This window comes from Nocardiopsis sp. B62 (genome assembly GCF_018070675.1).
Lineage (GTDB): Bacteria > Actinomycetota > Actinomycetes > Streptosporangiales > Streptosporangiaceae > Nocardiopsis > Nocardiopsis prasina.
This window is the reverse complement of sequence record NZ_JAGPXK010000014.1, coordinates 118,551-141,931: the sequence shown is the minus strand read 5'-3', so window position 1 is coordinate 141,931 and position 23,381 is coordinate 118,551. Positions and strand designations below refer to the sequence as shown.

Here is a 23,381-nt window from a genome sequence, read left to right as displayed (position 1 = left end):
ACCCGGCCGGGGTCAGGCGGACAGACCGCTGGTGCGGATCTGGTCGCGGATCCACTCCCCCGCGGGCTTCAGCGAGTCGGTGCCGGTGAACGGCCCGCCGGCGTTGCAGGTACCGGTCTCGAAGACGGCTCCGGAACGGAAGTCGTCCGAGAAGTTCCAGTTCACCCAGCTGATCTGTTCCTGGGCCATGAAGTCGAGGTAGGCCTGGGCGGAGGCGAAGTCGTTGGGGCCGTCGCCGGTGTGCTCCTGGGTGCCGAACTCGGTGACGAACAGGGGCAGTTCCTGGGCTGCCTCACGGAAGACGTCGAAGTGCCCGCCGCTGTGCGAGGCGGCGTAGAAGTGGTAGACGTACATGATGTTGTCGGCGTCCACCGGGTTGTCGACGATCTCGGAGTGGTCGGAGCCCTCCGAGACGCCCAGCGAGGACCAGGCCCGGGTGCCGACCAGCACGACCGCCTCGGGGTCCTGCGCCCGGATCACCGGGATGACCTCCTCGGAGTAGCCCTTCACCGAGTTCCAGGAGACCCCGTTGGGCTCGTTGGCGATCTCGTAGAGGACGTTGTCCTTGTCGGCGTGCTCGGCGGCGATCTCGGCGAAGAACTCCTTCGCGCGGTCGGTGTTGTGGTTCGGGTCGCCGGGCGTGAGCATGTGCCAGTCGACGATCACGTAGAGGCCGCGCTCGGTGCCCTCCTCGATCAGCTCGTGCACGCGGTCGGTGAAGCCGCGCGGGTCGGTCTCGTAGCCGCCCTCCTGGATGTACATGGACACCCGCAGCACGTCGGCGCGCCAGTCCTGGGCCAGGGCGTCGAGCGAGGCGTCCGTCAGACACTGGTCGTACCACTGGAGCCCGTGGGAGCTCATGCCGGTGAGCTGGATCGGCTGACCGCTCTCGTCGCAGAGCTTGAGGCCGCACACCTGGAGCTGTCCGTGCTCCTCGACGGCGTTGAGCGCGGTCTGGTCGGAGACGGGGGTGGCGTCGTCCGTGGAAACGCCGGGGAAGAGGGCGGCGCCCACTAGGAGCGCTCCCATGGTGGCGATTCCCAAAGTCCTGAAGGGGTGTCTGCGGGGGGCTCCGAGAACGGGGGTGGTGCGGTGACGCGCCATGCGAGGACCTCCGGCGGGGTGCGGACCGGCCGCGCGAGGGGGTTCACGCGGCCCGTATCCGGAAGGAGTGTTACCAGAAGAAGCTAGGCTCCGGTCGCTCAGACGTCAAGGGCGGTGACGCCCGGTGACCAAACGTGGGGCGCACCTCGTCGGTGCGCCCCACGGGCCACGAGGGCTGGACGGACACCGTCCAGGAGGGGCCCGGCCCGCTCAGGCGGGTTCGGGCTGCGGCTCGGGCCCTGGCGGTTCGGGAACCGGCTCCGGCTCGGGGATCGGGCTCGGCTCCGGCGGAACCGGCTCGGGCGGCATCGGCGCCGGCGGGAAGGGGTCCGGCGGCATGGGGTCGGGTTGGCGTTGCGTCGGGCCACCGCCCGCGCCCTTGGGGTTCGCGCTCATGGGGTGTCCTCCTCTTCGTTGGACCGTTGGGAGTCTCGGTTCCGTTCGTCGCGCTGTTCGTCGGCTCGCGAACGCTGGTTCATCCGGTGGCCCGCCCGTTCGTTGAGCACGGTGACGGCGCCGACCACCCGTCCGAGCCTGCTCTCGCCCGCCTCCGAACCGGGGCGCTCCTCCACGTGCTCCGGGGCGTCGGGCAGCAGCCGGCCCACCACGCGCATCACCTCCTGGGTGAGCCCGGGCGCGATCCCGCGCACCGCCAAGCCGACCCGGGTGATGGGGGAGATCACGAGGAACCCCTGGCGCCGGGCCGTGGCGTGCACGATACGCCGGGCGGCGTGTTCGGCGCTCACGCTCAACAGGGGCAGTCCGGCGGCCAGCGCGAACCACGCGTACTCGCGTTCCGGGTCACCGCTGAAGACCACGCCCCGGTGCGAGCCAGTGCGCATCAGCCCCGGAACCACGGTGGTGACGCGCACGCCGGTGCCCGCGGTCTCGGCCGCCATGCCCTCCGACAGCGCCGCCCAGGCGTGCTTGGCGGTCGAGTAGGGCAGCAGGTGCGGGACGGACAGGTAGGCGCCGATCGAGGTGATGTTGACGATGGTGCCCCGAGTGCGGCGCAGGCGGTCGACGGCCGCCCGGGACAGGTGGAACGGGCCCCAGAACATGACGTCCATGGCCTGCCGGAAGTGGTCGTCCGTGAGGGTCTCCTGGGGGCCGACCCGCATGATTCCGGCCGAGTTGACCACGGCGTCCAGGCGCCCGAAGTGCCGTTCCGCCTCGTCGAGCAGGCCCTCGATCGCTTCCGGGTCGGTGACGTCGCAGGCCACGCCGTGGGCGCGCACGCCCCTGCCAGCGAGTTCGGAGACGGCGCGGTCCAGCCCCTCCTGCCCGCGCGCGCAGATCACCACGGAGGCACCGCTGGCCCCGAACTCGCGGGCCAACTGGAGGCCTAGCCCCCGGGAGCCGCCGGTGATCAGCACGACCTTGCCGTTCATCAGTCCCGACCGGCGGCGTTCGGACAGCGCGGACGCGCCGACACCGAGTGCGGCTCCGGCGGCGCCCCAGACGAGGAGTTCGAGTCCGTCACGGGGAGGGGGCTCGGGAGTTCGCGCGCGGCGGGCCCGGGTCCACGCCCATCGGAGCCCGGCGATCGCGAGGGGCGCCTTCCAGCCAGTCACCGTGCGCCCTCCGAGCCCTCACGGTCGGCGGGCGAGTGTTGACCCTGCGGCATGTGCTCCCCTGTTCTTCGGATACTGCTGTGCGGGGGATGTGGATGCTGCGGTACCCGACATGCGGGGCCCGAAAACGAGGGCTGGGAAGAGATGGGGAAATCCGGAAGTCCGTGTTGGGGGACGACCGGCGCGAATGGGCGGGGGTCGTCAGCGCAGGACGAACACGCCTCGCGGGCCGCGCAGGTCGGCCTCCAACAGTGGTCGGGGGCCCTCGCGAAGGTCCAGGTCCACACCCAGCGCGCCCAGTGCCGGAGCCAGCGACGCGGGCTCGGGGTGCTCCGCGCGCAGGGCGAGGAGTTCGAGCGCGGGCAGGTCTCCCAGTCCGGGCTGCGGGGTCCCACCCCAGTCGATCAGGAACGGCACCGGTGCCGGGTAGGAGTCGGGTTCCCGCTTGGCCAGCAGCCAGCGGAGCACCGTCCCGTCGGGGGTGGTCCTGGACCACGGGTCCACGTCACCGGGATCGTGGCCCACCGCGCGGGCCCGCTCGACGGCGGACTCCAGGTCCTGCCCGACCCGCACGGCGAAGGTCGCCAGGTGCGGACGGTCCAGGTCGGCCAGACCGAACACGCGCACCGGTCCCGGGTCCTCCCTGTCGGGGTCGGGCCCGACGATCTCCAGGTAGTGGGGTGCGGGCCGACCGTCCACGGTCAGCGCCACCAGGGCGTTGGCCGACCCCACCGGGTGCGCTCCGCCGCGCGCGGGTGTCACCCCGGTGCGCCGGGCGAAGTCGGTGACCGCCTCACCCAGATCGGGCACGGCGTACACGAGGTGGTCCAGCGTGCTCGGGAAAGCCATCCAACACTCCTTGTTTGCCGGGCCAGGGGACGGCCCAGAGCGAAGTATGGCACCCGGGACCCTTGGGAGCGGCGAACCTGCCCCTTGACCTCAACCAGGCTTGAGTTCCTAGGGTGACGGCATGAGCATGACTTGGGCCTACCTGTACGAGCACCCCGAGACCGACCCGATGAGGGACCGCACCGAGATCGATCGTGCCGGTCAACGCACGATCCTGGTTCCGGTGGCGGACCAGGAGGCGGCACCGGCGATCGCCGCGACCCTGGCAACCGACGGAGTGCGGCTGATCGAACTCTGCGGCGGCTTCACCCTGGAGGCCGCCGCCCGAGTGCGCGCGAATCTGCCCGACCACGTGGCCGTGGGTCACGTGGTCTTCTCCGCCGAGTCCCTCAGGGCAGCCGCCGACTTCAGCGAGTCCTAGGGGTTCAGCAGCGCGCGTGGACGTGGTCGGCCTGGTCGGGCCCGACCAGGTCGAGGTCCCGCAGGATGGTCCGGGACGGAAGGTCCGGGTCCGAGCACACCTGCTCGAAGGTGGTCCCGACCTCCTCCAGGTCCTCGGGGTACTCGATGTCGAGCACGTCGTCTCCGTAGGCGTCCGTGTAGACGGAGCACTCCGACCAGGCGGCGCAGGACTCGGTGACGGCGAAGTCGAACCCGGCCTCGTCCCTGCCGCGTTCGGCCTCCTCCGCCGCGTTCTTCTGGGCGGCCGCGAGCCCGCGCTCGTGTGCCGACGCGACGAGGTCCCCGGCCAGAGCGAGGTTGTCGTCAACGCTCAGGGCACCCCCGGAGCGCAGGTAGGAGTCCAGGTTGTCGAACTCCACAGCGTCGAACCCCGCCTGCGCGCACCCGTCGACGGTCTCGGCGAGGATTCCCGCGATCCGATCCCGCTTGTCGTCCGTGGAGGTGTCCAGGAGCATCTCGTCCGGCCAACCCGGGTCGGCGACCGGTTCTCCGTCGCCGTCCAGCAACACCAGGCCCGCGTCCAACCATGAGTCCAGTTCCCCGGGCTGGGTCTGGAAGCCGTTGACGTAACAGACCGAGTAGATGCCCGGTTCCGGTTCGGCCGTGGCGTCGCGCACCACGATGGTGGCCCCTTCGGGCGGCGGGTAGGCCTCACCCAACTGGTAATCGAACCCGCCCTCCGGCAGGGCCTCCGACTCCCCTGCCTGCGCCCCGCATCCCGCGAGCAGAACCGCGACCCCCACCGCGCACCAACCCCGACCGCCCACAACATCCCCCAGCTTCTTAGACCCCACCAGTCAAGCAGGCTGTTCATCCCCACGTGCGCGGGGAGCAGGCCTGCTGCGCGGCGGCCAGACGGCGGTTCCCGGGTCCATCCCCGCGTGCGCGGGGAGCAGGCGGTGATCTCGGCGCATTCCTCGGTGGTGCAGGGTCCATCCCCGCGTGCGCGGGGAGCAGACTCTTTGACCAGGGAACTTACCAGTGACAAGGGGTCGTTTTTCCAACTTCTCGAAAGTTGGACACTGGTGATTTCCCTGGCTATAAGTGATTCCATGACACGAATGGGGTCATCTCCGTGGAGATGACTCCGGGGTCAGTTGGCGGCAGCGAGGAGCACGTCTACGAGGCGTTCGGCGGCGTCGGGCATGCCCTTGGAGCGGGCCTGGGAAGCGATGGCGTTACGGGTGGCCGGGTCGGCGAGCAAAGGCTCCACCGCCGCTTGGAGGTTCGCGGGGTTGACCTCGCCGAGGAGGGCGACGGCCGCCCCGGACTCCTGGAGGTGGCGGGCGTTGTGCGCCTGCTCGTTACCGGCGGAGGAGGCCAGCGGGATGAAGACCGCAGCCTTGCCCAGGGCGGTGAGTTCGGCGATGGTTCCGGCGCCGCTGCGGGAGATCACCACGTCGGCGAGGGCCAGGACATCCGGGAGCTCGGGGCCGACGAAGGCGGTCAGGTGGTAGCGCCGCGCCAGCTCGGGGTCCAGGCCACGGGCGCTCTCACGCAGTTCCTCGACGTTGTTCGCGCCGCACTGGTGGACGACGTTGGCCCTGCCGAGCAGCCACGGCAGGATGTCGCGGACGTTCGTGTTGATCTGGGCCGAACCCTGGGCACCGCCGGTCACGTAGACGGTGGGCAGCTCCGGGTCGTGGCCCTCGAAGCCCAGACCCTTGGCGGCCAGGTGCGGCTGGCCGGTGAGGACCTCGGGGCGCACCGGGTTGCCCGTCACCACGGCGGTGTCTTGGGAACCCTCGGGCAGGAGGGCGACCGAGGACTGCGCGGACACGGCGATCTGGGCTCCGGCACGGGCGAGGACCTTGTTGGCCAGTCCGAGTCGGACGGTCTGCTCGTGCACCACGAGGGGGCGGCGACACATGCGGGCCGCCAGGCCGACGGGGACGGCGACGTAGCCGCCTGTGGCCAGCACCACGTCGGGGGCGAAGTCGGAGACCAGCGACCGGGCCTGCGCCACGCCTCGGGGGACGTTGGTCATGTCCTTGACGTTGGCCGGGGAGACCATCTTGATCGGGTTCTTGGACCGGCGGATCTTGCCGGTCGCCACCGACTCGAAGGCGATGCCGTTGCTCGTGGCCACACGCTGCTCGAGGCTGTCCCCCGCGCCCACCCACAGCACCTCGAGGGAGTGGCCGGTCGACTCCAGGCGGGCCCGCAGGGCGTTGACCGCGGTCAGTGCGGGGTAGGTGTGGCCGCCCGTCCCCCCTCCGGTCACGATGAGGCGCAGGTCCCGGGGCGATCGGTCATGGGTGCTGTTCACACGGTTCCCATCTGGCTGCTCGCGGTGGTCCCGCGGGTGGGAGAAATGGTCAGAAGGAGGGCCGCGCACTGACACGGCCCATGAGCACGGTAGTCGCGTTCGGGAGCCCTTTGTGCCAGTGGGCGGGCTGAATCGGGGTGAATCGGACTGGGCCGCTGGTCACAGATGCCGTTGGTGGCCGACGACACGGAGAAGCGTGGTGCGCCTCGACCGGTGGGTCTCCTCTTCGCCCAGGTCGGCTTCGGCGTGCCCGACGGCGATGACGACCGAGACCAGCCAGTCGGTCGAGAGGGCGTCGTCGAACTCGCCGTCGCGCTGCCCCCTGCTGATCACCCTTCTGAGCCGCTCGGCCACCGGTGCGTGCCGCTCGCCCTCCGAGGTGGTGTCGGACCAGAGCGCCAGCTGGGGGTACCTGCCGAGGGTGCGCGCGGCGGCGTCCACCAGGCGCAGCAGGGCGTCAGCGGCGGGCCCGGAGTCGAGGTCGGCGGCGTCCATCGCGGCCAGGGCCTCCTCCGTGATCCGGTCGAGCACCGCCGAGTGGAGCTGGGATCGCGACGGGAAGTGCGCGTAGACCGTCTGGCGCGTGACCCCGGCCTCGGCCGCGACGGCGTCCATCCTCGCCTCCGGGAGGAGGCGGATCGCGGCTTCGAGGATCGCGGCTCGGCTGCGCTGGGCGTCGGCCCGGCGGTTCGGGGCGGGAGCTGGTGGCATTTCTTACACCTTGTCAAACTTGATCGCCTGGCATATCTTACATTGTGTCAGGATTGTGGAATCAGAGAGGAAAAGTGGACCCCTTCGAGGGCGCGGAACCCGCAGGGTTCATCGTGGGATTCTGCGGCGACTTCGAGCGAGCGGTCACCGACACCGAGGAGGACCTCGCCACGATCGTCGACCGCTTCCACACACCGGACATGGAGCAGACCAACGACGGTCTGCGCATGGACCGGAGCAGGCTCATCGCGCACCTGCGACCCATCCGCAAGAACAGGCCCAGCTCCCGGTTGGAGGTGCACGAGGCCACCAGCGACGGGGACCTGCTCACCTCCCGCTACACCATGCACGTGACGATGAAGCGGAAGGCGTTCTCGATCGACGTGCACTTCTTCGGGAGGTTCGCGCCGGACGGCCGACTGCGCGAGGCCCACTCGCTCACCCGCATGGAGAAGAACGCCGAGGCCCCGACATGATCGAACGAACCTACACCGTGGTCGGCATGGCCTGCGGACACTGCGCGGATCTCGTGTCCGAGGAGCTGGAGGGCGTCGACGGTGTCCTCTCGGTCTCCGTGGAGGTCGAGCTGGACCGCGTGACCGTGAGCAGCGAACGGGAACCGGGCTTCGCCGAGGTCCGCGCGGCAGTGGAGGAGGCCGGTTACGAGCTCGCCGGACCGTTGGACGCTCCTGGTTTCGGACGCCCGGGGCACCCGGACACAGGAGCCACCGGGACCTCGAACGACTGAGAGGGCTCCCCCGGTCCTGAAGCACCTGGCAGAGTCAGTTGCGGGCCAGGACCGCGGGCAGGGCGAACAGGCGGAACAGCCCGGTGTCGAAGAAGACCGCGCAGTGTCTGACCCCCTCCGCCGCCAGGGTCAGCGCGTGGACTCCGAACGCTCGGTACGAGCCGTCCTGCGCTCGGAGGTACATGCCGAAGGCGGGACGCCCGTTGGCCGAGGTCGGCACCATGGCCAGGTCACCGGGGCCCCGGGCCGGACAGTGCGCGTCGATGAGCCGCCCGATGTTCTCGGCTCCGTGCACCCAGGTGGCGAACGGAGGCATCTCGAAGGCCGCCTCGGCGGTGAACAGTTCGGTGAGCGCTCTGATGTCGTAGGACTCGAAGGCGGCGACGTAGCGGTCGAGGATCTCGCGCTGGTCGGACCGGGGTTCGGGGACGGAGTCCTCCTCGGGGGTGACCCGCCCCAACTGGGCGCGGGCCCGTTGCAGGAGGCTGTTCACGGCCGGGACCGAGGTGTCGAGGATCTGGGCGACCTCGGCGGCGCTGAACCGGAGCACGTCGCGCAGGATGAGCACGGCGCGCTGCCGGGGCTGGAGGTACTGGAGCGCCGCGACCAGGGCGAGCCGCACACTCTCCCGGGACGCCACCACGGCGCCCGGGTCACCGGTGTCGTCGGGGCCGCCCAGAACGTCCGGCATCGGTTCGAGCCAGGGCAGGTCGGAGCGCTCGGCGAGCGCTCCCCCGGGCGTGTCCGTGGGACCGCCGAGCCCGGTGGGAAGTGGGCGCCGACCGCGTCTTTCCAGGGCCGTGAGGCAGGCCGTGGTCGCGATCCGGTGCAGCCAGGTGCGCAGGCTGGACCGGCCCTCGAAGCGGTCGTAGCCCTTCCAGGCGCGCAGGTAGGTCTCCTGGAGCAGGTCCTCGGCGTCGTGCGCCGAGCCGAGCATGCGGTAGCAGTGCGCGTACAGCTCCCGCCGGTAGGGAGCAACGAGTCGCTCGAACTCCTGATCGGTGACGGTCGTGTGTTTCACCACGGCCGTCACGCTACGCCTCATCCACGACAGAACGCACTGACCAGTGGCGTTCCTTTGTGAACTCTTCGCCTTCGCACTGCCTGGGCCCACCGGAACGGCGCGCCCGGGCCGATCGTCACTGGCCGAAGTCGCCGCGTTCCATGGCGGCGAGGTGCTCCTCGCTCATCTGGATGATCTGCACGTAGTTGCCGTCCGGGTCCTTCGCGGTGGCGAAGAGGCTGCCGTCCCGGTCCTCCAGCGGCGCCACCCACTCCGTCCCGCGCTCGTCCATGAGGGCGGCGACGGCGCGGGCGTCCCCGACGTCGAAGTTGAGGATCATCCGGGTGGGGTCGGCCGTCCTTGCGCCGATGTCGTCGCGCTGGTCGATCAACAGGTGGAAGGTGCCGAAACGGAGCACCCGGTACTGGTCCATCGTGTCGTTGTCTGCGGGGTCCAGGACGGCCGCGTACCAGTCGCGCAGGCGGTCCGGGGCGGCACTGGCGAGCAGCATGCTGTCCAGGTTGGGGCGTTTCATGGGTTCCTCCGATGGTGTGCGGTCGTTCGCCTTCACCTGTACTGACCAGGCCGGGCGTGGATAGTCATCGGCCTCCTCTGGCCTTCTTCCGGCCCCGCGGGATCGGCCCGGACGGATCCTCCAGGTGGACTCGGCGACGGTCGACTCGGGGCTGTGGACAACCGTCGCGGGAGGGGCGGACGTGCCAGAATGTGGCCGAGTGACCCTTTCCCACCAGCCATGAGGGACCCACCATGACCTACGTCGCCGCACCCACGCGCTACGACACCATGCCCTACCGACGCTGTGGCCGCAGTGGCCTGCGACTGCCCGCCCTCTCACTGGGGCTCTGGCACAACTTCGGCGGGGACCGTGGGCTGGAGACGCAGCGCGACATCCTGTTGCGCGCCTTCGACCTGGGTGTCGTCCACTTCGACCTGGCCAACAACTACGGTCCGCCGCCCGGTTCGGCCGAGGAGAACTTCGGCCGCGTGGTGGCCTCGGACCTGCGCCGGTACCGGCACGAGTTCGTCGTGTCGACCAAGGCCGGGCACCTGATGTGGCCGGGCCCGTACGGCGAGTGGGGTTCACGCAAGGGCCTGCTGGCCAGCCTGGACCAGAGCCTGGAGCGGATGGGCCTGGACCACGTGGACGTGTTCTACTCGCACCGGCCCGATCCGGACACGCCCCTGGAGGAGACCATGGGCGCGTTGGACACGGCGGTGCGACAGGGCAAGGCGCTGTACGCCGGGGTGTCCAACTACTCTCCGGAGCAGACCCTGGAGGCCGCGCACATCCTGCGCGAGATGGGCACCCCGATGCTCATCCACCAGCCCTCGTACTCGATGTTCAACCGGTGGGTCGAGAACGGGCTGCTGGACGTCCTGGACGAGGTGGGCGCGGGATCGATCGCGTACTCCCCCCTGGCCCAGGGACTGCTGACCGACCGGTACCTGGACGGGGTCCCGGAGGGTTCGCGGGCCGCCGGAGCGAGCCCGTTCCTGAGCAGGGCCGGCATCACCGACACCCTTCTGGACCGGGTCAGAGGTCTGAACGGCATCGCCGAGCGACGCGGGCAGACCCTGGCCCAGATGGCGCTGGCCTGGGTGCTGCGCGGCGGGCGGGTGACCTCCGCCGTGGTGGGCGCGAGCAGCGTGGCGCAGCTGGAGGACAACGTGGCCGCCATCGGCAACCTGGAGTTCTCCACCGAGGAGCTCGCCGCGATCGACGGGTACGCCCCGGTCGAGTAGCGGGAAGGCGACCAGAACGGTGGTCAGCGCGGTGATCCCGGCCAGGAGTGACACCTGCCAGGCGGCGGCGTCCAACACGACGACGGCGATGACGGGCAGGGCCACCATGCCGACGGCCGATCCGAACTGGCTGACCGCCGCACCGGCCCAGAGTCGGCGGAAGTCGCGGTGTCCACCGACACCGTCGATACGGGGGGAGGGCATCCGGCCGATGGTACCGGCGCCGTTCCTCCCCCATGCGGGGTGCGGGACCGTACCGCGCGTGGACTACTCCTGAATGAGTCCGATGACGTTGCCAGCCGGATCGGTGAACCAGGCCACGAGTGGTGTGCCGCCACGGACGACGCCCTTCTCGTCCTGGTCGAAGTCGTCGTACCGGAGCATGGTGATCCCCCGGTCGACCAGTCCGTCCACGGCGGCGTCGATGTCGTCCACGGTCAGGTTGAGGACGGTGAACACGGCGGGCCGGTGGTCGGGTTTCGGGTAGACGAGGATGGCGCGGTCGTTGCCGAGGTCGATCTCCAACAGGCCGTACTCCTCCATGCCGGGTACGTCCCTGACGGCGAGGCCGAGGGTGTCACCGTAGAAGGCGCGGGCGGTATCGGTGTCGGGAACCGCGAAGGAGCCGAAGGCCCTGGTGCTGTCGAACATGGTGTCCTCCCTGAGCATCGCTGTGTTCTCACCCGTACTGACCCTGGGCGTTCCCGCAACTCACCGGGAGGATCGGTGAATCGGGGTCAAACAATGCGGACGGTTCCGTGCACGCCCCTTGGGTGACGTGCGTGTCGCCCGGTGTTAGCTTCGCGTGGACTACCGGGCACGGCAGTGTCCTGTCCTCGGTGCCCCCGAACGGGCGCCGCGCCTCACGCGGGGGGAGACCGCACATGCGCGCAGTGGTGTTCGAGAACTACGAGGTGTTCCCCTCACTCACCGACGTTCCCACCCCCGAACCAGGACCCGGGGAGGTCCTCCTGCGAGTCGCGGGCGCGGGCGCGTGCCACTCCGACATCAGCGTGTACCGCCTGTTCAAGGAGGGGCAGCCGGGGGCGCAGAAGCCGCCGTTCGTCCTGGGCCACGAGAACGCGGGCTGGGTGGAGGCCGTCGGCAGCGCGGTGAGCAAACGGGTCCGGGTGGGCGAGGCCTACCTCGTGTACGGCCCGATCGGCTGCCAGCACTGCCGCAAGTGTGCCGCGGGCCTGGAGACCTACTGCGAGAACGTGGCGACCATGCCCTACATGGCGGTGGGTCTGGGCCGTGACGGCGGGATGGCCGAGTACATGACCGTGCCCGAGCGGCACCTCATCCCGCTGGGTGACGCCGACCCCGTGGCCGCCGCGCCGCTGGCCGATGCCGGACTGACCCCGTACCACGCGATCAGGTCCGCCCTGCCGCACCTGGGCGGCGGGGGCCGGTACGCGCTGGTGATCGGCCTGGGCGGGCTCGGGCAGATCGGCGTGCAGATCCTGCGCGCGCTGACCGGGGCCACGGTGATCGCCACCGATGTCAAGGAGGAGGCCCGCGCCCGGGCGGAGGCCAACGGAGCGATCACGGTCGAGGCCGGGGAGGGGCAGGTGGAGCGGATCAGGGAGCTCACCGGGGGCCGGGGCGTGGACGCGGTCTTCGACTTCGTCGGCGCGGGGCCGACCGTGTCGACCGCGGCCGCGACCGTGGCCCAGGGTGGCCGGGTGAGCATCGTGGGTATCGCGGGTGGCACCCACGAGTTCTCGTTCTTCACCAATCCGTACGAGTCGTACCTGACCAACACCTACTGGGGTTCGGTGGCCGAACTCTGGGAGGTGGTGGACATGTACCGGGCGGGGCAGATCCGCCCGGACGTCGAGCGGTTCTCCATGGAAGACGCCCTGGAGGCGTACCGGAGGCTGGAGGCGGGCGACATCAGCGGCCGCGCGGTCGTGGTGCCCAACGAGAGCTGACGGGCCGTCGCGCCCCCGGTGCCGTTACGGGCTGTGGGGCGGGGCTACGTGATCAGGCCGTCCGGCCCGCCCGTTCCCGGGCGTGGTGCCGGGCGGCCTTCGCGCGGTTACCGCAGCCCGACATGGAGCACCAGCGGCGGGTGCCGTTCTTCGAGGTGTCGAAGAAGTGCAGGACGCAGGCGGGGTTGGCGCAGCCTCGAATGCGGTCGGGTCGTGCGCGCAGGTCGAGGAAGTCGGCGGCAGCGGTCCAGGCGGGACCCCACTCCGGGGCGTCGAACTCCACGGTGCTGGCGGAGTGCCCCTCGGAGAGGTGACGGATCACCCTGCCGTGCGCGAGGACGGCGTTGAGGTCCGCGGTGGCGTGGGGTTCTCCGGGGTCGTCCAGCAGACGCGCGAGCGCGTCCCGGGCGTGCAGGAGGTGGCCCAACGTCTGGGGCCCGGCCTCGAAGCGGGGCGCGAGATCGCTCTCGCGCAGCCACTGGGCCAGGCCGTCGAGGGTGTCGAGCAGGTCGTGAGGGACCCCGCCATCGATCCACCGGGTGTTGACCAGGTCCACGGAGACGGGCTCCCTGAGGAGCGGGCGCCGTCGCGGTGACTCGTCGGGCATCGGTCCTCCTCTCCGTCTCGGTGTCGTCGGCCTCCGCCGCCGCGGGGGATGGGCCGGATACTACCAAGCCCGCTCGCCTAACCCTTCACATTCACTTGAGCGGTTGACGCTCCACATTCTAACCCCTAAAGTCCCTTTCGAAGGTTAAAGACAGGGGCGACGCCCCCGACCGAGAGAGGTGCGCCATGGCGCCGAGCACGATCCGGACCGGACACGTCGGCCTGAACGTCACCGACATCCAGCGCTCACGCGACTTCTACGTGCGCGTCTTCGGGTTCGAGGTCCTGGGAGAGGGCGGTGAGCGGGAACGCGAGTACGTCTTCCTCGGCCGCGAGGGACGCCTGGTCCTCACTCTCTGGCAGCAGAGCGGTGAGGGCTTCCGGCGGGACACCGCCGGACTGCACCACCTGTCCTTCGAGGTGGCGACGGTCGAGGAGGTACGCCGAGCCGAGGCGGACCTCCTGGAGATCGCGGTGGACTTCGCCTACGAAGGCGTGGTCCCCCACGGTGAGGGTTCCTCCTCCGGCGGGATCTTCTTCCACGACCCCGACGGCATCCGCCTGGAGATCTACGCGCCCGCCGGAGCCGAGGACGCGACGGCCCCCGTCTCCGCCGCCCCCACCTGTGGCTTCTTCTAGCCCCGCACCTTCTCAGCCCGCTGTCCGAACCCCCGAACGAGGTGCGGCGCCCCAGCGGGGGCGCCGCACCGGGTCCCGGAAGGAAGAACGGAAATGGCCACCTACCACGCGGGAGAGAGCGCGGTCCAGCGCAGATCCTCCCTCGCCGACCAGGCCGCCCTCGCCGCAGGCGCGATCCACGACGCGATCCCCGACGTCGCGGCGGACTTCCTCTCCACCCAGCGGTGGCTCGTCGTGGGCGCGGCAGACACCCGGGGTCGGATGTGGTGTTCCCTGCTCACCGGGGCGCCCGGCTTCCTGGGTGTCCATGACGGACGCAGACTCGACATCGGGGCCCTGCCCCGACCCGACGACCCCCTGACCGACGTGCTCGGCCGGGGCCCCGCGACGGTCGGCGCCCTCGCCCTGGAACCCGGCACCCGGCGGCGCATGAGGATCAACGGCAGGACCACCCCTTGGCCCGGTGGGGACGGACTGCGGATGAGGACCTCACAGGTCTTCGCCAACTGCCCCAAGTACATCCAGAGGCGGTCACCGATCCCGACCCCGCGCGCCAGCCAGCCCGCCGTCGAGAGCGATCGGCTCACCGAGGCCCAGTTGGACCTGGTCGGTCGTAGCGACACCTTCTTCGTCGCCACCACCGACGGCTCCGCGGGCGCCGACGCCAACCACCGTGGCGGGGCTCCCGGTTTCCTGAGGGCCCACTCCCCCACCCTGCTCAGCTGGCCCGACTACGTGGGCAACGCCATGTTCACCACCCTGGGCAACCTCTGGCTGGACCCTCGGGCCGGTCTCCTGGTCCCGGACTGGGAGAGCGGCGGTCTGCTCCAGGTCACGGGGAAGGCCCGGGTGGTCTGGAGCTCGGAGCCCGGCGAGCGCACGGTCGAGTTCTCCGTCGACCGCGTCGTCTCGGTCCCCTCGGGAGGTCTGCTCGCCGAAGGCCCTCCCCAGTACTCGAAGTTCAACCCGCCGGTCACCCCGGCCCGACCGAAGGAGACCCACCGATGAGGGTCCACGTCGACACCGCGCGGTGTGAGAGCCACGGCCAGTGCGTCTTCGCCGCACCCGACGTCTTCGAGTTCGACGACGACGAGGAGCTGCTCTACCAGCCCTCGCCCGACCCCGAACGGGGCCCGGCCGTCGAACGGGCCGTGGTCAGCTGCCCCGTCCGTGCCATCACGCTCGACGGCGCCAGCGGATGAGGCGCCCGCGATCAGTGGTCGTGGTGGGGGCCGGCCTGGCCGGGCTCCGCGCCTCGGTCGCCCTGCGGGGACGCGGGTTCGACGGGGACCTCACCGTGGTGGGCGAGGAGCCCCACGGCCCCTACGACCGACCCGGCCTGTCCAAGGAGGTCCTGACCGGCCACCGGGCCGCCAACGACACCGACCTGCCGGTCCCGTCCGATCTGGACGCCCGGTGGCTCCTGGGCCGCCGCGCGGTCGGTCTGGAGCGAGCCGGGCGACGGCTGCGCCTCGACGACGGAACCGACCTGGGTTACGACGGCCTGGTGATCGCCACCGGGGCGGCCGCCCGCCCGTGGCCCGGTCCCGGATCGCTGCCCGGATCGGGGATCCACACGCTGCGTGGACGTGGGGACGCCCTGCGTCTGCGCCACGCTCTGGCGCAGGGCGGGCCACTCCTGGTCGTCGGCGCCGGTTTCCTCGGCTCGGAGGTGGCCTCGGCCGCACGCACCCTGAACGTGCCGGTGACCCTGGTGGGTTCGGCCCACCAGCCCATGGAGCGCGCGGTCGGTCCCGTGGTGGGCTCGGTGCTCGCGGGCGCCCAGACGGCTGCCGGGGTGGACCTGCGGCTCGGCACGACGGTGACGCGTTTCGTCGGTCGGCGCACGCTCCAGGGCGCCGTGCTCTCCGACGGGAGCCGAATCAGGGCACGCACGGCGCTGCTGGCGCTGGGCGCGCGCCCCAACACCGGATGGCTCCGGGGTTCGGGGCTGCTCCTGAGCGAAGGGGCCGCCCGCGGGGTGGCCCGCGACCGTCGGGGTCGCGCCCTGACGGTGGACGCGGGCCCGGTGCCGGACATCGTGGTGGTGGGCGACGCGGCCGCGACCCCGCATCCACTGCCAGGGGACGGGTCCCCGACGCACCTGAGCATCGGCCACTGGAGCGAGGCCGTCGACCACGCCGACGCGGTCGCGGCCGCGCTGCTCGGCCATGAGGATCCGGGAGACCACCCCGTACCCTCCTTCTGGTCCGACCAGTTCGGTCTGCGCATCCGGTCGGTGGGGCTGCCCGGGCTCGCCGACCTGACCCGGGTCCACGAGCACGATCCGGACCGCTCCCGGTTGGAGGTTTCCTACCACCTGGGGCGGCGGTTCGTGGGAGCGCTGACGGTGAACCGCACCTCGCGTCTGGCCGCCCACCGTGAACGGATCAGCCGGGAATGGCGACGGATCACCTCTGTGTAGCCCCCTCGGCACTCCGGGTCCACCGTCACCGCCCTCGACGCTGCCCCAGCCCCCACTGACCAGGCCCCGCGTGTCCCAGGTCTCCCCGGTACTGCCAAGATGCCGTCAGCAGTCGTAGGAAGTCTGAGGAGAACAATGGATCTGGGAATCGCTGGGAAGGTCGCGCTCGTGACCGCGGCCAGCTCCGGACTGGGCCGCGCGATGGCAGTCGCGCTGGCCGCCGAAGGGGTCCGGGTCGCGGTGACCGGCCGTAACGAGGAGCGTCTCGACGAGACGGTCGCGGCCTGCCGCGCCCACGGGGTGGACGCCGTCGGAATCGCGTGGGACCTGGCCGACCACGGGCGCGCGGGTGAGGTCGTGACCCGCGTCGTCGACGAACTGGGCCCGGTCGACATCCTGGTCAACAACACCGGCGGCCCGCCGCCCACCCCCGCGCTCGGTCAGGACCCGGCGCTGTGGGAGAGCATGTACGCCGCGATGGTGCTCCCGGTGATCGGCCTGACCGACGCCGTGGTCGGCGGTATGCGTGAGCGCGGCTGGGGACGGATCATCACCAGCACGTCGGGCGGGCCGATCACGCCCATCCCGAACCTGGGGGTGTCCAACACCCTGCGTGCCTCGCTGCACTCCTGGTCCAAGACGGTCGCCAACGAGGTGGCCGCCGACGGGGTGACCGCCAACGTCATCGTCCCGGGCCGCATCGCCACCCCGCGCGTGGCGTCGCTGGACCGCGCCTGCGCCGAGCGGGAGGGTACGTCGCTGGAGGAGACCCAGGCCAAGGGCCGGGCCACGGTCCCGGCGGGCCGCTACGGCGACCCGGAGGAGTACGGCGCGGTGGCCGCGTTCCTGGCCAGCAGGCAGGCCGCCTACGTCAACGGTTCGATCGTCCGGGTCGACGGCGGCCAGATCCCGTCGGTCTGAGTCCGGAACGGACGGGAGGCGGGGGCGGTGTACGGCTGCCCCGTCTCCCGTCCGTCGGGCGGGTCAGTCGGACAGCGCGATGCTGTCCGACGACACCTGGTGCTGGGTGCTCACCCGCTTGTTCTCCCCGAGCCACATGTCGATGGCGCCCGGCTCGTTGAGGTCGAACCAGCGGGGCTGCCAGTCCTCGTTCTCGGGGATGCGCCGCACCCCGAAGGAGTACTCGTAGGTCAGGCCCTCCGGCCCCTTGAAGTACAGGAAGATCGCGGTGGACTGCGGGTGGCGGCCCGGCCCCTGCTCGATCTCCACACCCTTGCTCTTGAGGAAGTTCCAGGAGCGCATGACGTCGTCGATGGACTCCACCTGGAAGTTGATGTGGCACAGCCCGGGGCGCTCACCGTGGAAGACCGCCAGCTTGTGGTGCACCGGGTCGATGCGCATCAGGCAGGCGACGTCGCTCACCCAGTCCGAGACCCTCGCGTTGAAGGTGCCGGTCCAGAACCGTCCGGCCTCATAGATGTCGGGGGCGTCGAAGCAGATGTGCCCGAACTCGGTGATCCCGGCCGGACGCGAGAAGGCGACCGGGGTGGTCAGGTGGGTCTGACCGACGACCAGGTCGATCCGGTTGCCGAAGGGGTCCTCGAAGGTCAGGTAGTCGTGGACCCTCCGGGACCGCGCGCCCTCCTTGCTGCCGCGCCGCACAGGCAGACCGGCGGCCTCGAGTTCGGTCTCGGCGTCGGCGAGCGCGTCGAGGTCGGAGACGGTGAACCCGGAGCTGATCACCCCGGACTCCCCCTCGACGAAGGCCAGGCAGTGGTGGCGGTGGTCCACCCGCAGGTAGGCGATCCCGTCCTGTTCCTGGACCAGCTCCATGCCGACGACGTCGGTGGCGAAGTCGACGGCGGCGCGAAGGTCGGCTGCGCCGGAGCGCACGTAGGCGATGTCCTTGAGTTCGATCATGGTCGCGTGGATCTCCTTTGGGGGGTTTCCTCGTTGGCGAGGTACAGCCAGATGCGCGAGCACAGCTCCGGCGCCACCTCGCGCCAGGCCCGCTGTTCGTCCTCGGCCAGGGGGCGGGCGGTTCCAGCGGCGGAGGCCGTGGCGTTCATGAGGGCGGAGCGTTCCAGCACCCACATCAGGGCGACCGCCTCCGCGACCGAGCCGCCGACCGTGACGGCCCCGTTCCCGCGCATCAGGACCGCCGGGCCCCGGCCGAGGTCGCGGGCGAGCCGTGCGGCGTGCTCGGGGTCGCGGACCAGTCTGGGGTCCTCGTGTACCGGGACGCGGGGCCCCAGGAAGGAGCCCTGCCCGTGCAGGGGGACGAGGGGCACCCCGGCGGAGGCGAGGGCGGTCGCGGTGGGCGGCTGGGCCCGGCAGATCGCCCCGACGTCGGGGCGTGCGCGGACGATGGCGCGGTGGATCCACCCCTCCTTCGGCAGGGAGGGGCTGAGTGTGGCGGCGGTGGGGTCGAAGGGCCGGACGTCGTCGGGGGTGAGGGTGCCGAGGGGGACACCCCGGGTCATGGCCCAACCACCGTCGCGGGTCCGGGTCGAGACGTGGCCGAAGGCGTCGACCAGGCCGTGGCGGGCCAGGGTGGTCCCGGCCGCGATCAGTGCTTCGGTCGTCGTGGGGTCCACGGGGTCTCCTGGGGAGGCGGTTCGGGGGTACGCGCGGTGGCGCCGGAGGGGGAGGGGGTGGGAAAGCGGGCTCCCGGAGGGTGTGCGGAGCGGGGTCCACGAAGGGAGCCGAAGACCGCCGAAGCGCCCTCGGAGTCAAAGGGCAGGCCCCTCACCTGGGTGATTCGCCGGAAGGTCGTATAGTTATGATCATTATGGCGAATCGTTACAGCGACTGGCCCACCATGGGCGGACCCCTGCCCGAGCGCATGTCCAAGGCCGAGGGCGTGGTGCGCCACATCAGCGGCATCATCATGAACAAGCAGGTCAGCCCGGGTGACCGCCTCGGCACCAAGGAGGAGCTGCGCCAGCGGTTCGAGGTCTCCGTCGGCACCTTCAACGAGGTGGTCAGGCTCCTGGAGACACGCGGTCTGGTGGAGGCGCGTCCCGGCCCCCGCGGAGGCATCTTCGTCAGCTCCCCCAGTGCGCACATCCGGCTGAGCCACCTCATCCTGGGGCTGGGAGACGACGCGTTGTCGGTCGCCAACAGCCTGGAGGTCCGTGAGGCCCTGGAGGCCACCATCGCCGAGCACGCGGCGCGGGAGGCGGGCAGAGAACAGATCCAACGCCTGCGGGAGATCGTGGCCCTGATGGCGGACCTCAGGGACGACCCGGCCGGTTATCTGGCCCGCAACTGGGAGCTGCACGAGGAGATCGCACGGATCTCCTCCAACCAGCTGCTGAGCACCCTGTACGTGTCGCTCCTCGACAACGCGCGCGAATCGGTGCGCGAGATCGCGGCGGACCCCGGCTTCGAGGCGGGTTTCGAGGCCAACCTCCAGCTGCACCGCAACCTGGTGGACGCCATCGCCTCGGGTGACGCCCGGCTCGCCAGACGCGCGGCCGACGAACACACACCGCCGCGCAGCAGCACACGCACGCCGCCGGGCTGAACCGGACGGCAGGGGCGACAGGGCGGGCTTCGTGGAGTTCGAGGGACGCACGTTGACATATTAACCATAATCAATAGAGTGATTGCATTCCGTCATCCTCCAGGAGCGTTCCGACGTGACCCCCCTGAACTCCCTCACGCGGCGTGGTCGCCTGGACCACGGTCCGCGCACGTCGACCCTCGGCACCCTACGCCGGGGTCTGGTCGGCGTCGTCGTCGCCCTGTGCCTCGCTGAGGCCGTGGCCCGCTGGGGTGTGGACTCGTCCGCGCTGCCCCCGGTCTCCGTGGTCCTGGCCAACACCGGGCGACTCCTGGTCGACCCGACCTTCCTCACCGAGGTCGCCGCCACCCTCACCGCCGCCGTCACCGGCCTCGCCATCGCGGCGGTCGCCGGTGTCGGCCTGGGACTGCTCCTGGGCTCCCTGCGCTGGGTCGAACGCGCCTCCTCGGTGGTGGTGGAGTTCCTCCGCCCGATCCCCTCCGTGGCGCTCATCCCGGTGGCCATCCTCGTCTTCGGCCAGGGAGCAGAGATGAAGGTGGCCCTGGTGACCTACGCGGCACTGTGGCCGATCCTGTTCAACACCCTCTACGGGGTGCGGGCCGTGGAGCCGCTGGCCAGGGAGTCGGCCCGGGTGTTCGGGGTGCCCCGGCTCGCGGTCCTGGCCCGGGTGGTCCTGCCGTCCACCGCCCCCTTCGTCGCCGCCGGGGTTCGGATCTCGGCCGCGATCGCGCTGATCGTCACCGTCAGCGCCGAACTGCTCGCCGGTGCCGCCGAGGGTCTGGGCAGCTGGATCCTGCGCATGAGCTCGGGCGGCGCCAACACCGACATGGTCTACGCGGGGACGATCGTGGCCGGGCTCCTGGGTCTGGTTGTGAACGGGCTCCTGCGCGCCGGTGAACAGCGGCTCTTCCGCTGGAAGCGCCTCATGGAGGAACAGACGTGAAGACGTTCCCGACGGTGGAGCCGACCTCGAACGCGCGAGGGCCCGGCATGGTGCGACCGGCACCCGCGAACCCCGGCCAGGGGTCCCAGGGGCCTGCACGATCGGGCCGGACCGGGCGCACCGGGCACACCGGGCGCACTCTGGGATCGTTTCTGCTGCGCTGGGCCGTCCTGGCCGGACTGCTGCTGGTGTGGGAACTGGCGGCGCTGAACGCGCGCTCTCCGTTCTTCCCACCTCCCACCGAGTTCCTGGCCCGCGCCGGTGAACTGTGGCTGCCCTCGGCGGAGGCATGGCTGACCGACAGCATGCGCGACGACGTCCTGCCCAGCCTGGCGCGAATGCTCGCCGGTCTGGCCCTGGCCACCGTCACCGCGGTCGCCCTGGGCGTGGCCATCGGCCTGAACCGACGGATCGGCGACCACCTCGATCCCGTCGTCCAGTTCGCCCGCGCGCTGCCGCCACCCGCGCTCATCCCCCTGTTCCTGGTGCTGTTCGGTCGCGACGACCTGATGCGGGTGCTGCTGATCGCCTTCGGGACGTCCTGGCCGATCCTCATCAACACCATCGAGGGCGTACGCTCCATCGACCCGCTCAAGCACGCCACCGCCCGCGTGTTCGGCGTTCCCCTGCACACACGCCTCACCCGCATCGTCCTGCCCGGCGCCTCGCAGAAGATCCTCGCGGGGGTGCGCACCGCCCTCGCGCTCGGCCTGATCCTGATGGTGATCTCCGAGATGGTCGCCGCGACCGGCGGGATCGGCTACCACATCGTCCAGGCCCAGCGCGGTTTCCAGATCCTCGACATGTGGGCGGGGATCGCCCTCCTGGGCGTCCTCGGCTACCTGCTCAACCTCGCCCTGACCCTGGTGGAGCACCGGCTGCTGGCCTGGCACCGGATCGCCAACCGCCCCAGTTCCGAACCCGCGGGCCAGTGAGGCCCCGACCATGAGGACCACATCCATGCTCGACGTCAGAGGCCTGACGCACACCTACGGCAGCGGTGCCACGGCGCACACCGCGCTCGCGGACATCGGTTTCTCGGTCGCCGAGGGTGAGCTGGTCTCCGTGGTGGGGCCCTCCGGATGCGGCAAGACCACCCTGCTGCGCGTCCTCTCCGGGCTCCAACGCCCCACCGGCGGCGAGGTCTCCTTCCAGGGACGGCCCGTGAACGGTGTGCCCGAGGGACTGGCGATGGTCTTCCAGGACTACGCCCGGTCCCTCTACCCGTGGCAGACCGTGGCGGGCAACGTCCGCTTTCCCCTGCGCCACCTGCGCCTGGGACGCGAGGAGGCCCAGCGTAGGGTGACGGAGTCGCTGGCCGCCGTGGGGTTGGAGGGGCACTCCGACAGGTACCCCAGCCAGCTCTCCGGAGGCATGCAGCAGCGGGTGGCCATCGCCCGGGCCCTGGCCTACCAGCCGGGGGTCCTGCTGATGGACGAGCCCTTCGCCTCCATCGACGCCCAGACCCGTGAGGACCTCGAGGACCTGGTCCTCAAGGTGCGCGAACGCTACGACATGACCATCGTCTTCGTCACCCACGACATCGACGAGAGCGTCTACCTCGCCGACCGCGTGGTCGTGCTCTCGGGCCCGCCCACCACGGTCGTGACCACCATCGACGTGCCACTCCCCCAGCCGAGGGACCAGATCGAGACCAAGGAACTGCGGGAGTTCGTCGCCCTGCGCGGCGAGGTCGCACGCCTGATCCGGCGCCCCTCCTCCGATCGGGCGCCGGAACCGCTCCACAGCCACTCCGGCAACCACTGACCGAGCAACCAGCCGGGTGCGCGGCCCCCTACCGTGCCCCGCCGACCCCCCAAGGCGCTAATCCATCATGATGATTATGTCCGATACCCCGTCGACGAGCAGGCGCTGGACCGTGGCCTGCGCCGGTGCCGCCCTCGTCCTCGCCGCCACCGCCTGCTCCGATTCCTCCGAGGCCGACGACGGTCCCACCGACGAGACCACGACGCTGGTCGTGGGCATCACGCCCATCATCGACCACGCCTCCGTGTTCATCGCCATCGAGGAGGGCTTCTTCGACGAGGAGGGCCTCAGCGTGTCCGCCCAGCCCGTGCAGGGCGGTGCGGCCGCCGTCCCGGCGATGGTCTCCGACGATCTCCAGGCGGCCTTCGCGAGCTACCCGTCCTTCTTCCTCGCCGAGAGCCAGTACATCGGCGTGACCATCGTCGCCGAGGGCGTGCGGGGGACCGAGGAGACCGCGGGGATCTACGTGAACGACGACTCCCCCATCGAGGGTCCCGAGGACCTCGAGGGCAGGACGATCGCGGTCAACACCCTGAACAACATCGGTGACGTGAGCATCGCCGCCTCGCTGGAGGAGCAGGGGGTGGAGACCGCCGGGATCGAGTTCGTGGAGTACCCCTTCCCGGACATGGTGCCCGCCCTCGAACAGGAGGCCGTGGACGCGGTCTGGCTGGTGGAGCCGTTCCGCAGCGGCGCCGAGAAGGACGGCGCCCGCAAGGTCTTCTCCTCCTACACCGGGATCGCCGAGGGCATCCCGGTCTCGGGGATCGGCATGGCGGACGAGTTCGTGGCTGCCAACCCGACCACCGTCGAGGGCTTCACGCGGGCGATCGAGCGCGCCAACGGCATGCTCGCCGAGGACCCCGCCATCGCCGCGGAGATCGTGCAGACCTACTCGGAGACGACCGAGGAGCAGGCCGATGCCATGGAGCTCCCGGTGTGGACCGAGGGCGCGGTGGACGTGGACGAGCTGGGCCGCTGGAACGACCTGCTGCTGGCCACGGGTGTCCTGCACGAGCCCATCGAGATGTCCGAACTGACCCTCCAGGACTGATCCGTCCACGGCCGGGGACGGTGCCGCCACGTGTGGCAC

At 70.8% G+C, this 23,381-nt stretch carries 28 protein-coding genes; 15 read left to right on the top strand and 13 right to left on the bottom strand.

Translation table 11 applies throughout. From position 1 onward, the window contains the following. Positions 1–12: 12 nt before the first annotated feature. From KBX21_RS16810 to KBX21_RS16795, 4 genes are all read right to left on the bottom strand, one after another. Complete coding sequence (locus KBX21_RS16810; RefSeq protein ID WP_210842474.1) at positions 13–1,104, bottom strand: glycoside hydrolase family 5 protein; 1,092 nt, start codon at positions 1,102–1,104, stop codon at positions 13–15. 210 nt (positions 1,105–1,314) lie between these two features. Beyond that, the gene (locus tag KBX21_RS16805; RefSeq protein WP_082206569.1) at positions 1,315–1,500 is read right to left on the bottom strand and encodes a hypothetical protein; all 186 of its coding nucleotides are present in this window, start codon (positions 1,498–1,500) and stop codon (positions 1,315–1,317) included. After that, positions 1,497–2,678, bottom strand: coding sequence for an SDR family oxidoreductase (locus KBX21_RS16800; protein ID WP_210842473.1), 1,182 nt, complete (start codon positions 2,676–2,678; stop codon positions 1,497–1,499). The genes KBX21_RS16805 and KBX21_RS16800 overlap by 4 nt, the downstream gene beginning before the upstream one ends. A 201-nt stretch (positions 2,679–2,879) precedes the next feature. Next, the gene (locus tag KBX21_RS16795; protein ID WP_210842472.1) at positions 2,880–3,527 is read right to left on the bottom strand and encodes a VOC family protein; all 648 of its coding nucleotides are present in this window, start codon (positions 3,525–3,527) and stop codon (positions 2,880–2,882) included. Between the two features lie 121 nt (positions 3,528–3,648). On the opposite strand from KBX21_RS16795, the gene KBX21_RS16790 reads away from it, so the two are divergent. Continuing rightward, entirely contained in the window at positions 3,649–3,948 is a 300-nt protein-coding gene (locus KBX21_RS16790) for a DUF6506 family protein (RefSeq protein WP_210842471.1), read from the top strand. Positions 3,949–3,952: 4 nt separating this feature from the next. Here the strand turns inward: KBX21_RS16790 and KBX21_RS16785 are convergent, their stop codons facing one another. From KBX21_RS16785 to KBX21_RS16775, 3 genes are all read right to left on the bottom strand, one after another. Continuing rightward, the gene (locus KBX21_RS16785; RefSeq protein WP_210842470.1) at positions 3,953–4,732 is read right to left on the bottom strand and encodes an endo alpha-1,4 polygalactosaminidase; all 780 of its coding nucleotides are present in this window, start codon (positions 4,730–4,732) and stop codon (positions 3,953–3,955) included. A gap of 350 nt (positions 4,733–5,082) precedes the next feature. Continuing rightward, complete coding sequence (locus tag KBX21_RS16780; protein WP_210842469.1) at positions 5,083–6,258, bottom strand: glycosyltransferase; 1,176 nt, start codon at positions 6,256–6,258, stop codon at positions 5,083–5,085. Positions 6,259–6,417: 159 nt separating this feature from the next. Next, a complete protein-coding gene (locus tag KBX21_RS16775) occupies positions 6,418–6,969 on the bottom strand; it encodes a TetR/AcrR family transcriptional regulator (protein WP_210842468.1) in 552 nt (183 codons plus the stop codon). 74 nt (positions 6,970–7,043) lie between these two features. On the opposite strand from KBX21_RS16775, the gene KBX21_RS16770 reads away from it, so the two are divergent. Together KBX21_RS16770 and KBX21_RS16765 are read left to right on the top strand one after the other, a co-directional pair. After that, entirely contained in the window at positions 7,044–7,445 is a 402-nt protein-coding gene (locus KBX21_RS16770) for a nuclear transport factor 2 family protein (protein WP_307869225.1), read from the top strand. After that, a complete protein-coding gene (locus tag KBX21_RS16765) occupies positions 7,442–7,717 on the top strand; it encodes a heavy-metal-associated domain-containing protein (RefSeq protein WP_210842467.1) in 276 nt (91 codons plus the stop codon). Before KBX21_RS16770 ends, KBX21_RS16765 begins: the two co-directional genes overlap by 4 nt. A gap of 34 nt (positions 7,718–7,751) precedes the next feature. On the opposite strand, the gene KBX21_RS16760 is transcribed toward KBX21_RS16765, so the two are convergent. Both KBX21_RS16760 and KBX21_RS16755 read right to left on the bottom strand, forming a co-directional pair. Continuing rightward, on the bottom strand, positions 7,752–8,750 hold the full coding sequence (locus tag KBX21_RS16760) for a sigma-70 family RNA polymerase sigma factor (protein WP_049575808.1): 999 nt from the start codon (positions 8,748–8,750) through the stop codon (positions 7,752–7,754). A gap of 106 nt (positions 8,751–8,856) precedes the next feature. Then, positions 8,857–9,255: a VOC family protein gene (locus KBX21_RS16755; RefSeq protein ID WP_210842466.1), complete on the bottom strand. Its 399-nt coding sequence runs from the start codon at positions 9,253–9,255 to the stop codon at positions 8,857–8,859. A 233-nt stretch (positions 9,256–9,488) separates the two neighbouring features. Here KBX21_RS16755 and mgrA point away from each other — a divergent pair, with 233 nt between their 5' ends. Continuing rightward, on the top strand, positions 9,489–10,484 hold the full coding sequence (gene mgrA, locus KBX21_RS16750; protein ID WP_049575801.1) for an L-glyceraldehyde 3-phosphate reductase: 996 nt from the start codon (positions 9,489–9,491) through the stop codon (positions 10,482–10,484). Positions 10,485–10,751: 267 nt separating this feature from the next. Here mgrA and KBX21_RS16745 read toward each other — a convergent pair whose 3' ends face one another. After that, the gene (locus tag KBX21_RS16745) at positions 10,752–11,135 is read right to left on the bottom strand and encodes a VOC family protein (RefSeq protein WP_049575882.1); all 384 of its coding nucleotides are present in this window, start codon (positions 11,133–11,135) and stop codon (positions 10,752–10,754) included. 233 nt (positions 11,136–11,368) lie between these two features. Here KBX21_RS16745 and KBX21_RS16740 point away from each other — a divergent pair, with 233 nt between their 5' ends. Next, entirely contained in the window at positions 11,369–12,418 is a 1,050-nt protein-coding gene (locus tag KBX21_RS16740; protein WP_210842465.1) for an NAD(P)-dependent alcohol dehydrogenase, read from the top strand. Positions 12,419–12,470: 52 nt separating this feature from the next. Here KBX21_RS16740 and KBX21_RS16735 read toward each other — a convergent pair whose 3' ends face one another. Next, the gene (locus tag KBX21_RS16735; RefSeq protein ID WP_210842464.1) at positions 12,471–13,025 is read right to left on the bottom strand and encodes a CGNR zinc finger domain-containing protein; all 555 of its coding nucleotides are present in this window, start codon (positions 13,023–13,025) and stop codon (positions 12,471–12,473) included. 185 nt (positions 13,026–13,210) lie between these two features. Here KBX21_RS16735 and KBX21_RS16730 point away from each other — a divergent pair, with 185 nt between their 5' ends. From KBX21_RS16730 to KBX21_RS16710, 5 genes are all read left to right on the top strand, one after another. Continuing rightward, positions 13,211–13,663, top strand: coding sequence for a VOC family protein (locus tag KBX21_RS16730; protein ID WP_210842463.1), 453 nt, complete (start codon positions 13,211–13,213; stop codon positions 13,661–13,663). 93 nt (positions 13,664–13,756) lie between these two features. Continuing rightward, complete coding sequence (locus tag KBX21_RS16725) at positions 13,757–14,671, top strand: pyridoxamine 5'-phosphate oxidase family protein (protein WP_210842462.1); 915 nt, start codon at positions 13,757–13,759, stop codon at positions 14,669–14,671. Next, entirely contained in the window at positions 14,668–14,865 is a 198-nt protein-coding gene (locus KBX21_RS16720) for a ferredoxin (RefSeq protein ID WP_210842461.1), read from the top strand. Before KBX21_RS16725 ends, KBX21_RS16720 begins: the two co-directional genes overlap by 4 nt. Beyond that, positions 14,862–16,088 carry an NAD(P)/FAD-dependent oxidoreductase gene (locus tag KBX21_RS16715; RefSeq protein ID WP_247665854.1) on the top strand — a complete coding sequence of 409 codons (1,227 nt, stop codon included), beginning with the start codon at positions 14,862–14,864 and terminating at the stop codon, positions 16,086–16,088. The genes KBX21_RS16720 and KBX21_RS16715 overlap by 4 nt, the downstream gene beginning before the upstream one ends. Positions 16,089–16,223: 135 nt before the next feature. Then, positions 16,224–17,009, top strand: coding sequence for an SDR family oxidoreductase (locus KBX21_RS16710; protein ID WP_210842460.1), 786 nt, complete (start codon positions 16,224–16,226; stop codon positions 17,007–17,009). Between the two features lie 63 nt (positions 17,010–17,072). Here KBX21_RS16710 and KBX21_RS16705 read toward each other — a convergent pair whose 3' ends face one another. Both KBX21_RS16705 and KBX21_RS16700 read right to left on the bottom strand, forming a co-directional pair. Beyond that, positions 17,073–17,969, bottom strand: coding sequence for a VOC family protein (locus tag KBX21_RS16705; protein WP_049575763.1), 897 nt, complete (start codon positions 17,967–17,969; stop codon positions 17,073–17,075). Then, positions 17,966–18,646 (bottom strand): class II aldolase/adducin family protein, encoded by a 681-nt coding sequence (locus KBX21_RS16700; RefSeq protein ID WP_049575760.1) that lies wholly within the window; start codon positions 18,644–18,646, stop codon positions 17,966–17,968. The genes KBX21_RS16705 and KBX21_RS16700 overlap by 4 nt, the downstream gene beginning before the upstream one ends. A 194-nt stretch (positions 18,647–18,840) precedes the next feature. Between KBX21_RS16700 and KBX21_RS16695 the strand changes: the two genes are divergently transcribed. The 5 genes from KBX21_RS16695 to KBX21_RS16675 all read left to right on the top strand — a co-directional run bounded on the left by KBX21_RS16695 (position 18,841) and on the right by KBX21_RS16675 (position 23,342). Then, a complete protein-coding gene (locus KBX21_RS16695; protein WP_049567756.1) occupies positions 18,841–19,578 on the top strand; it encodes a FadR/GntR family transcriptional regulator in 738 nt (245 codons plus the stop codon). A 115-nt stretch (positions 19,579–19,693) separates the two neighbouring features. Next, positions 19,694–20,521, top strand: a complete 828-nt coding sequence (locus KBX21_RS16690) for an ABC transporter permease (RefSeq protein WP_210842459.1) — start codon at positions 19,694–19,696, stop codon at positions 20,519–20,521. After that, positions 20,518–21,456, top strand: coding sequence for an ABC transporter permease (locus KBX21_RS16685; protein WP_210842458.1), 939 nt, complete (start codon positions 20,518–20,520; stop codon positions 21,454–21,456). The genes KBX21_RS16690 and KBX21_RS16685 overlap by 4 nt, the downstream gene beginning before the upstream one ends. Positions 21,457–21,466: 10 nt before the next feature. Further along, positions 21,467–22,288, top strand: coding sequence for an ABC transporter ATP-binding protein (locus KBX21_RS16680; RefSeq protein ID WP_234003836.1), 822 nt, complete (start codon positions 21,467–21,469; stop codon positions 22,286–22,288). A gap of 76 nt (positions 22,289–22,364) precedes the next feature. Continuing rightward, positions 22,365–23,342, top strand: a complete 978-nt coding sequence (locus KBX21_RS16675) for an ABC transporter substrate-binding protein (RefSeq protein ID WP_210842457.1) — start codon at positions 22,365–22,367, stop codon at positions 23,340–23,342. Positions 23,343–23,381: the final 39 nt, after the last annotated feature.

What these genes read in the sequence shown, in the direction of transcription:
- KBX21_RS16810 (WP_210842474.1), bottom strand. Translation starts at nt 1,104, where the DNA reads ATGGCGCGTCACCGCACCACCCCCGTTCTCGGAGCCCCCCGCAGACAC.
- KBX21_RS16805 (WP_082206569.1), bottom strand. Translation starts at nt 1,500, where the DNA reads ATGAGCGCGAACCCCAAGGGCGCGGGCGGTGGCCCGACGCAACGCCAA.
- KBX21_RS16795 (WP_210842472.1), bottom strand. Translation starts at nt 3,527, where the DNA reads ATGGCTTTCCCGAGCACGCTGGACCACCTCGTGTACGCCGTGCCCGAT.
- KBX21_RS16790 (WP_210842471.1), top strand. Translation starts at nt 3,649, where the DNA reads ATGAGCATGACTTGGGCCTACCTGTACGAGCACCCCGAGACCGACCCG.
- KBX21_RS16775 (WP_210842468.1), bottom strand. Translation starts at nt 6,969, where the DNA reads ATGCCACCAGCTCCCGCCCCGAACCGCCGGGCCGACGCCCAGCGCAGC.
- KBX21_RS16765 (WP_210842467.1), top strand. Translation starts at nt 7,442, where the DNA reads ATGATCGAACGAACCTACACCGTGGTCGGCATGGCCTGCGGACACTGC.
- KBX21_RS16755 (WP_210842466.1), bottom strand. Translation starts at nt 9,255, where the DNA reads ATGAAACGCCCCAACCTGGACAGCATGCTGCTCGCCAGTGCCGCCCCG.
- mgrA (WP_049575801.1), top strand. Translation starts at nt 9,489, where the DNA reads ATGACCTACGTCGCCGCACCCACGCGCTACGACACCATGCCCTACCGA.
- KBX21_RS16745 (WP_049575882.1), bottom strand. Translation starts at nt 11,135, where the DNA reads ATGTTCGACAGCACCAGGGCCTTCGGCTCCTTCGCGGTTCCCGACACC.
- KBX21_RS16740 (WP_210842465.1), top strand. Translation starts at nt 11,369, where the DNA reads ATGCGCGCAGTGGTGTTCGAGAACTACGAGGTGTTCCCCTCACTCACC.
- KBX21_RS16735 (WP_210842464.1), bottom strand. Translation starts at nt 13,025, where the DNA reads ATGCCCGACGAGTCACCGCGACGGCGCCCGCTCCTCAGGGAGCCCGTC.
- KBX21_RS16730 (WP_210842463.1), top strand. Translation starts at nt 13,211, where the DNA reads ATGGCGCCGAGCACGATCCGGACCGGACACGTCGGCCTGAACGTCACC.
- KBX21_RS16725 (WP_210842462.1), top strand. Translation starts at nt 13,757, where the DNA reads ATGGCCACCTACCACGCGGGAGAGAGCGCGGTCCAGCGCAGATCCTCC.
- KBX21_RS16720 (WP_210842461.1), top strand. Translation starts at nt 14,668, where the DNA reads ATGAGGGTCCACGTCGACACCGCGCGGTGTGAGAGCCACGGCCAGTGC.
- KBX21_RS16715 (WP_247665854.1), top strand. Translation starts at nt 14,862, where the DNA reads ATGAGGCGCCCGCGATCAGTGGTCGTGGTGGGGGCCGGCCTGGCCGGG.
- KBX21_RS16710 (WP_210842460.1), top strand. Translation starts at nt 16,224, where the DNA reads ATGGATCTGGGAATCGCTGGGAAGGTCGCGCTCGTGACCGCGGCCAGC.
- KBX21_RS16705 (WP_049575763.1), bottom strand. Translation starts at nt 17,969, where the DNA reads ATGATCGAACTCAAGGACATCGCCTACGTGCGCTCCGGCGCAGCCGAC.
- KBX21_RS16695 (WP_049567756.1), top strand. Translation starts at nt 18,841, where the DNA reads ATGGCGAATCGTTACAGCGACTGGCCCACCATGGGCGGACCCCTGCCC.
- KBX21_RS16680 (WP_234003836.1), top strand. Translation starts at nt 21,467, where the DNA reads ATGAGGACCACATCCATGCTCGACGTCAGAGGCCTGACGCACACCTAC.
- KBX21_RS16675 (WP_210842457.1), top strand. Translation starts at nt 22,365, where the DNA reads ATGTCCGATACCCCGTCGACGAGCAGGCGCTGGACCGTGGCCTGCGCC.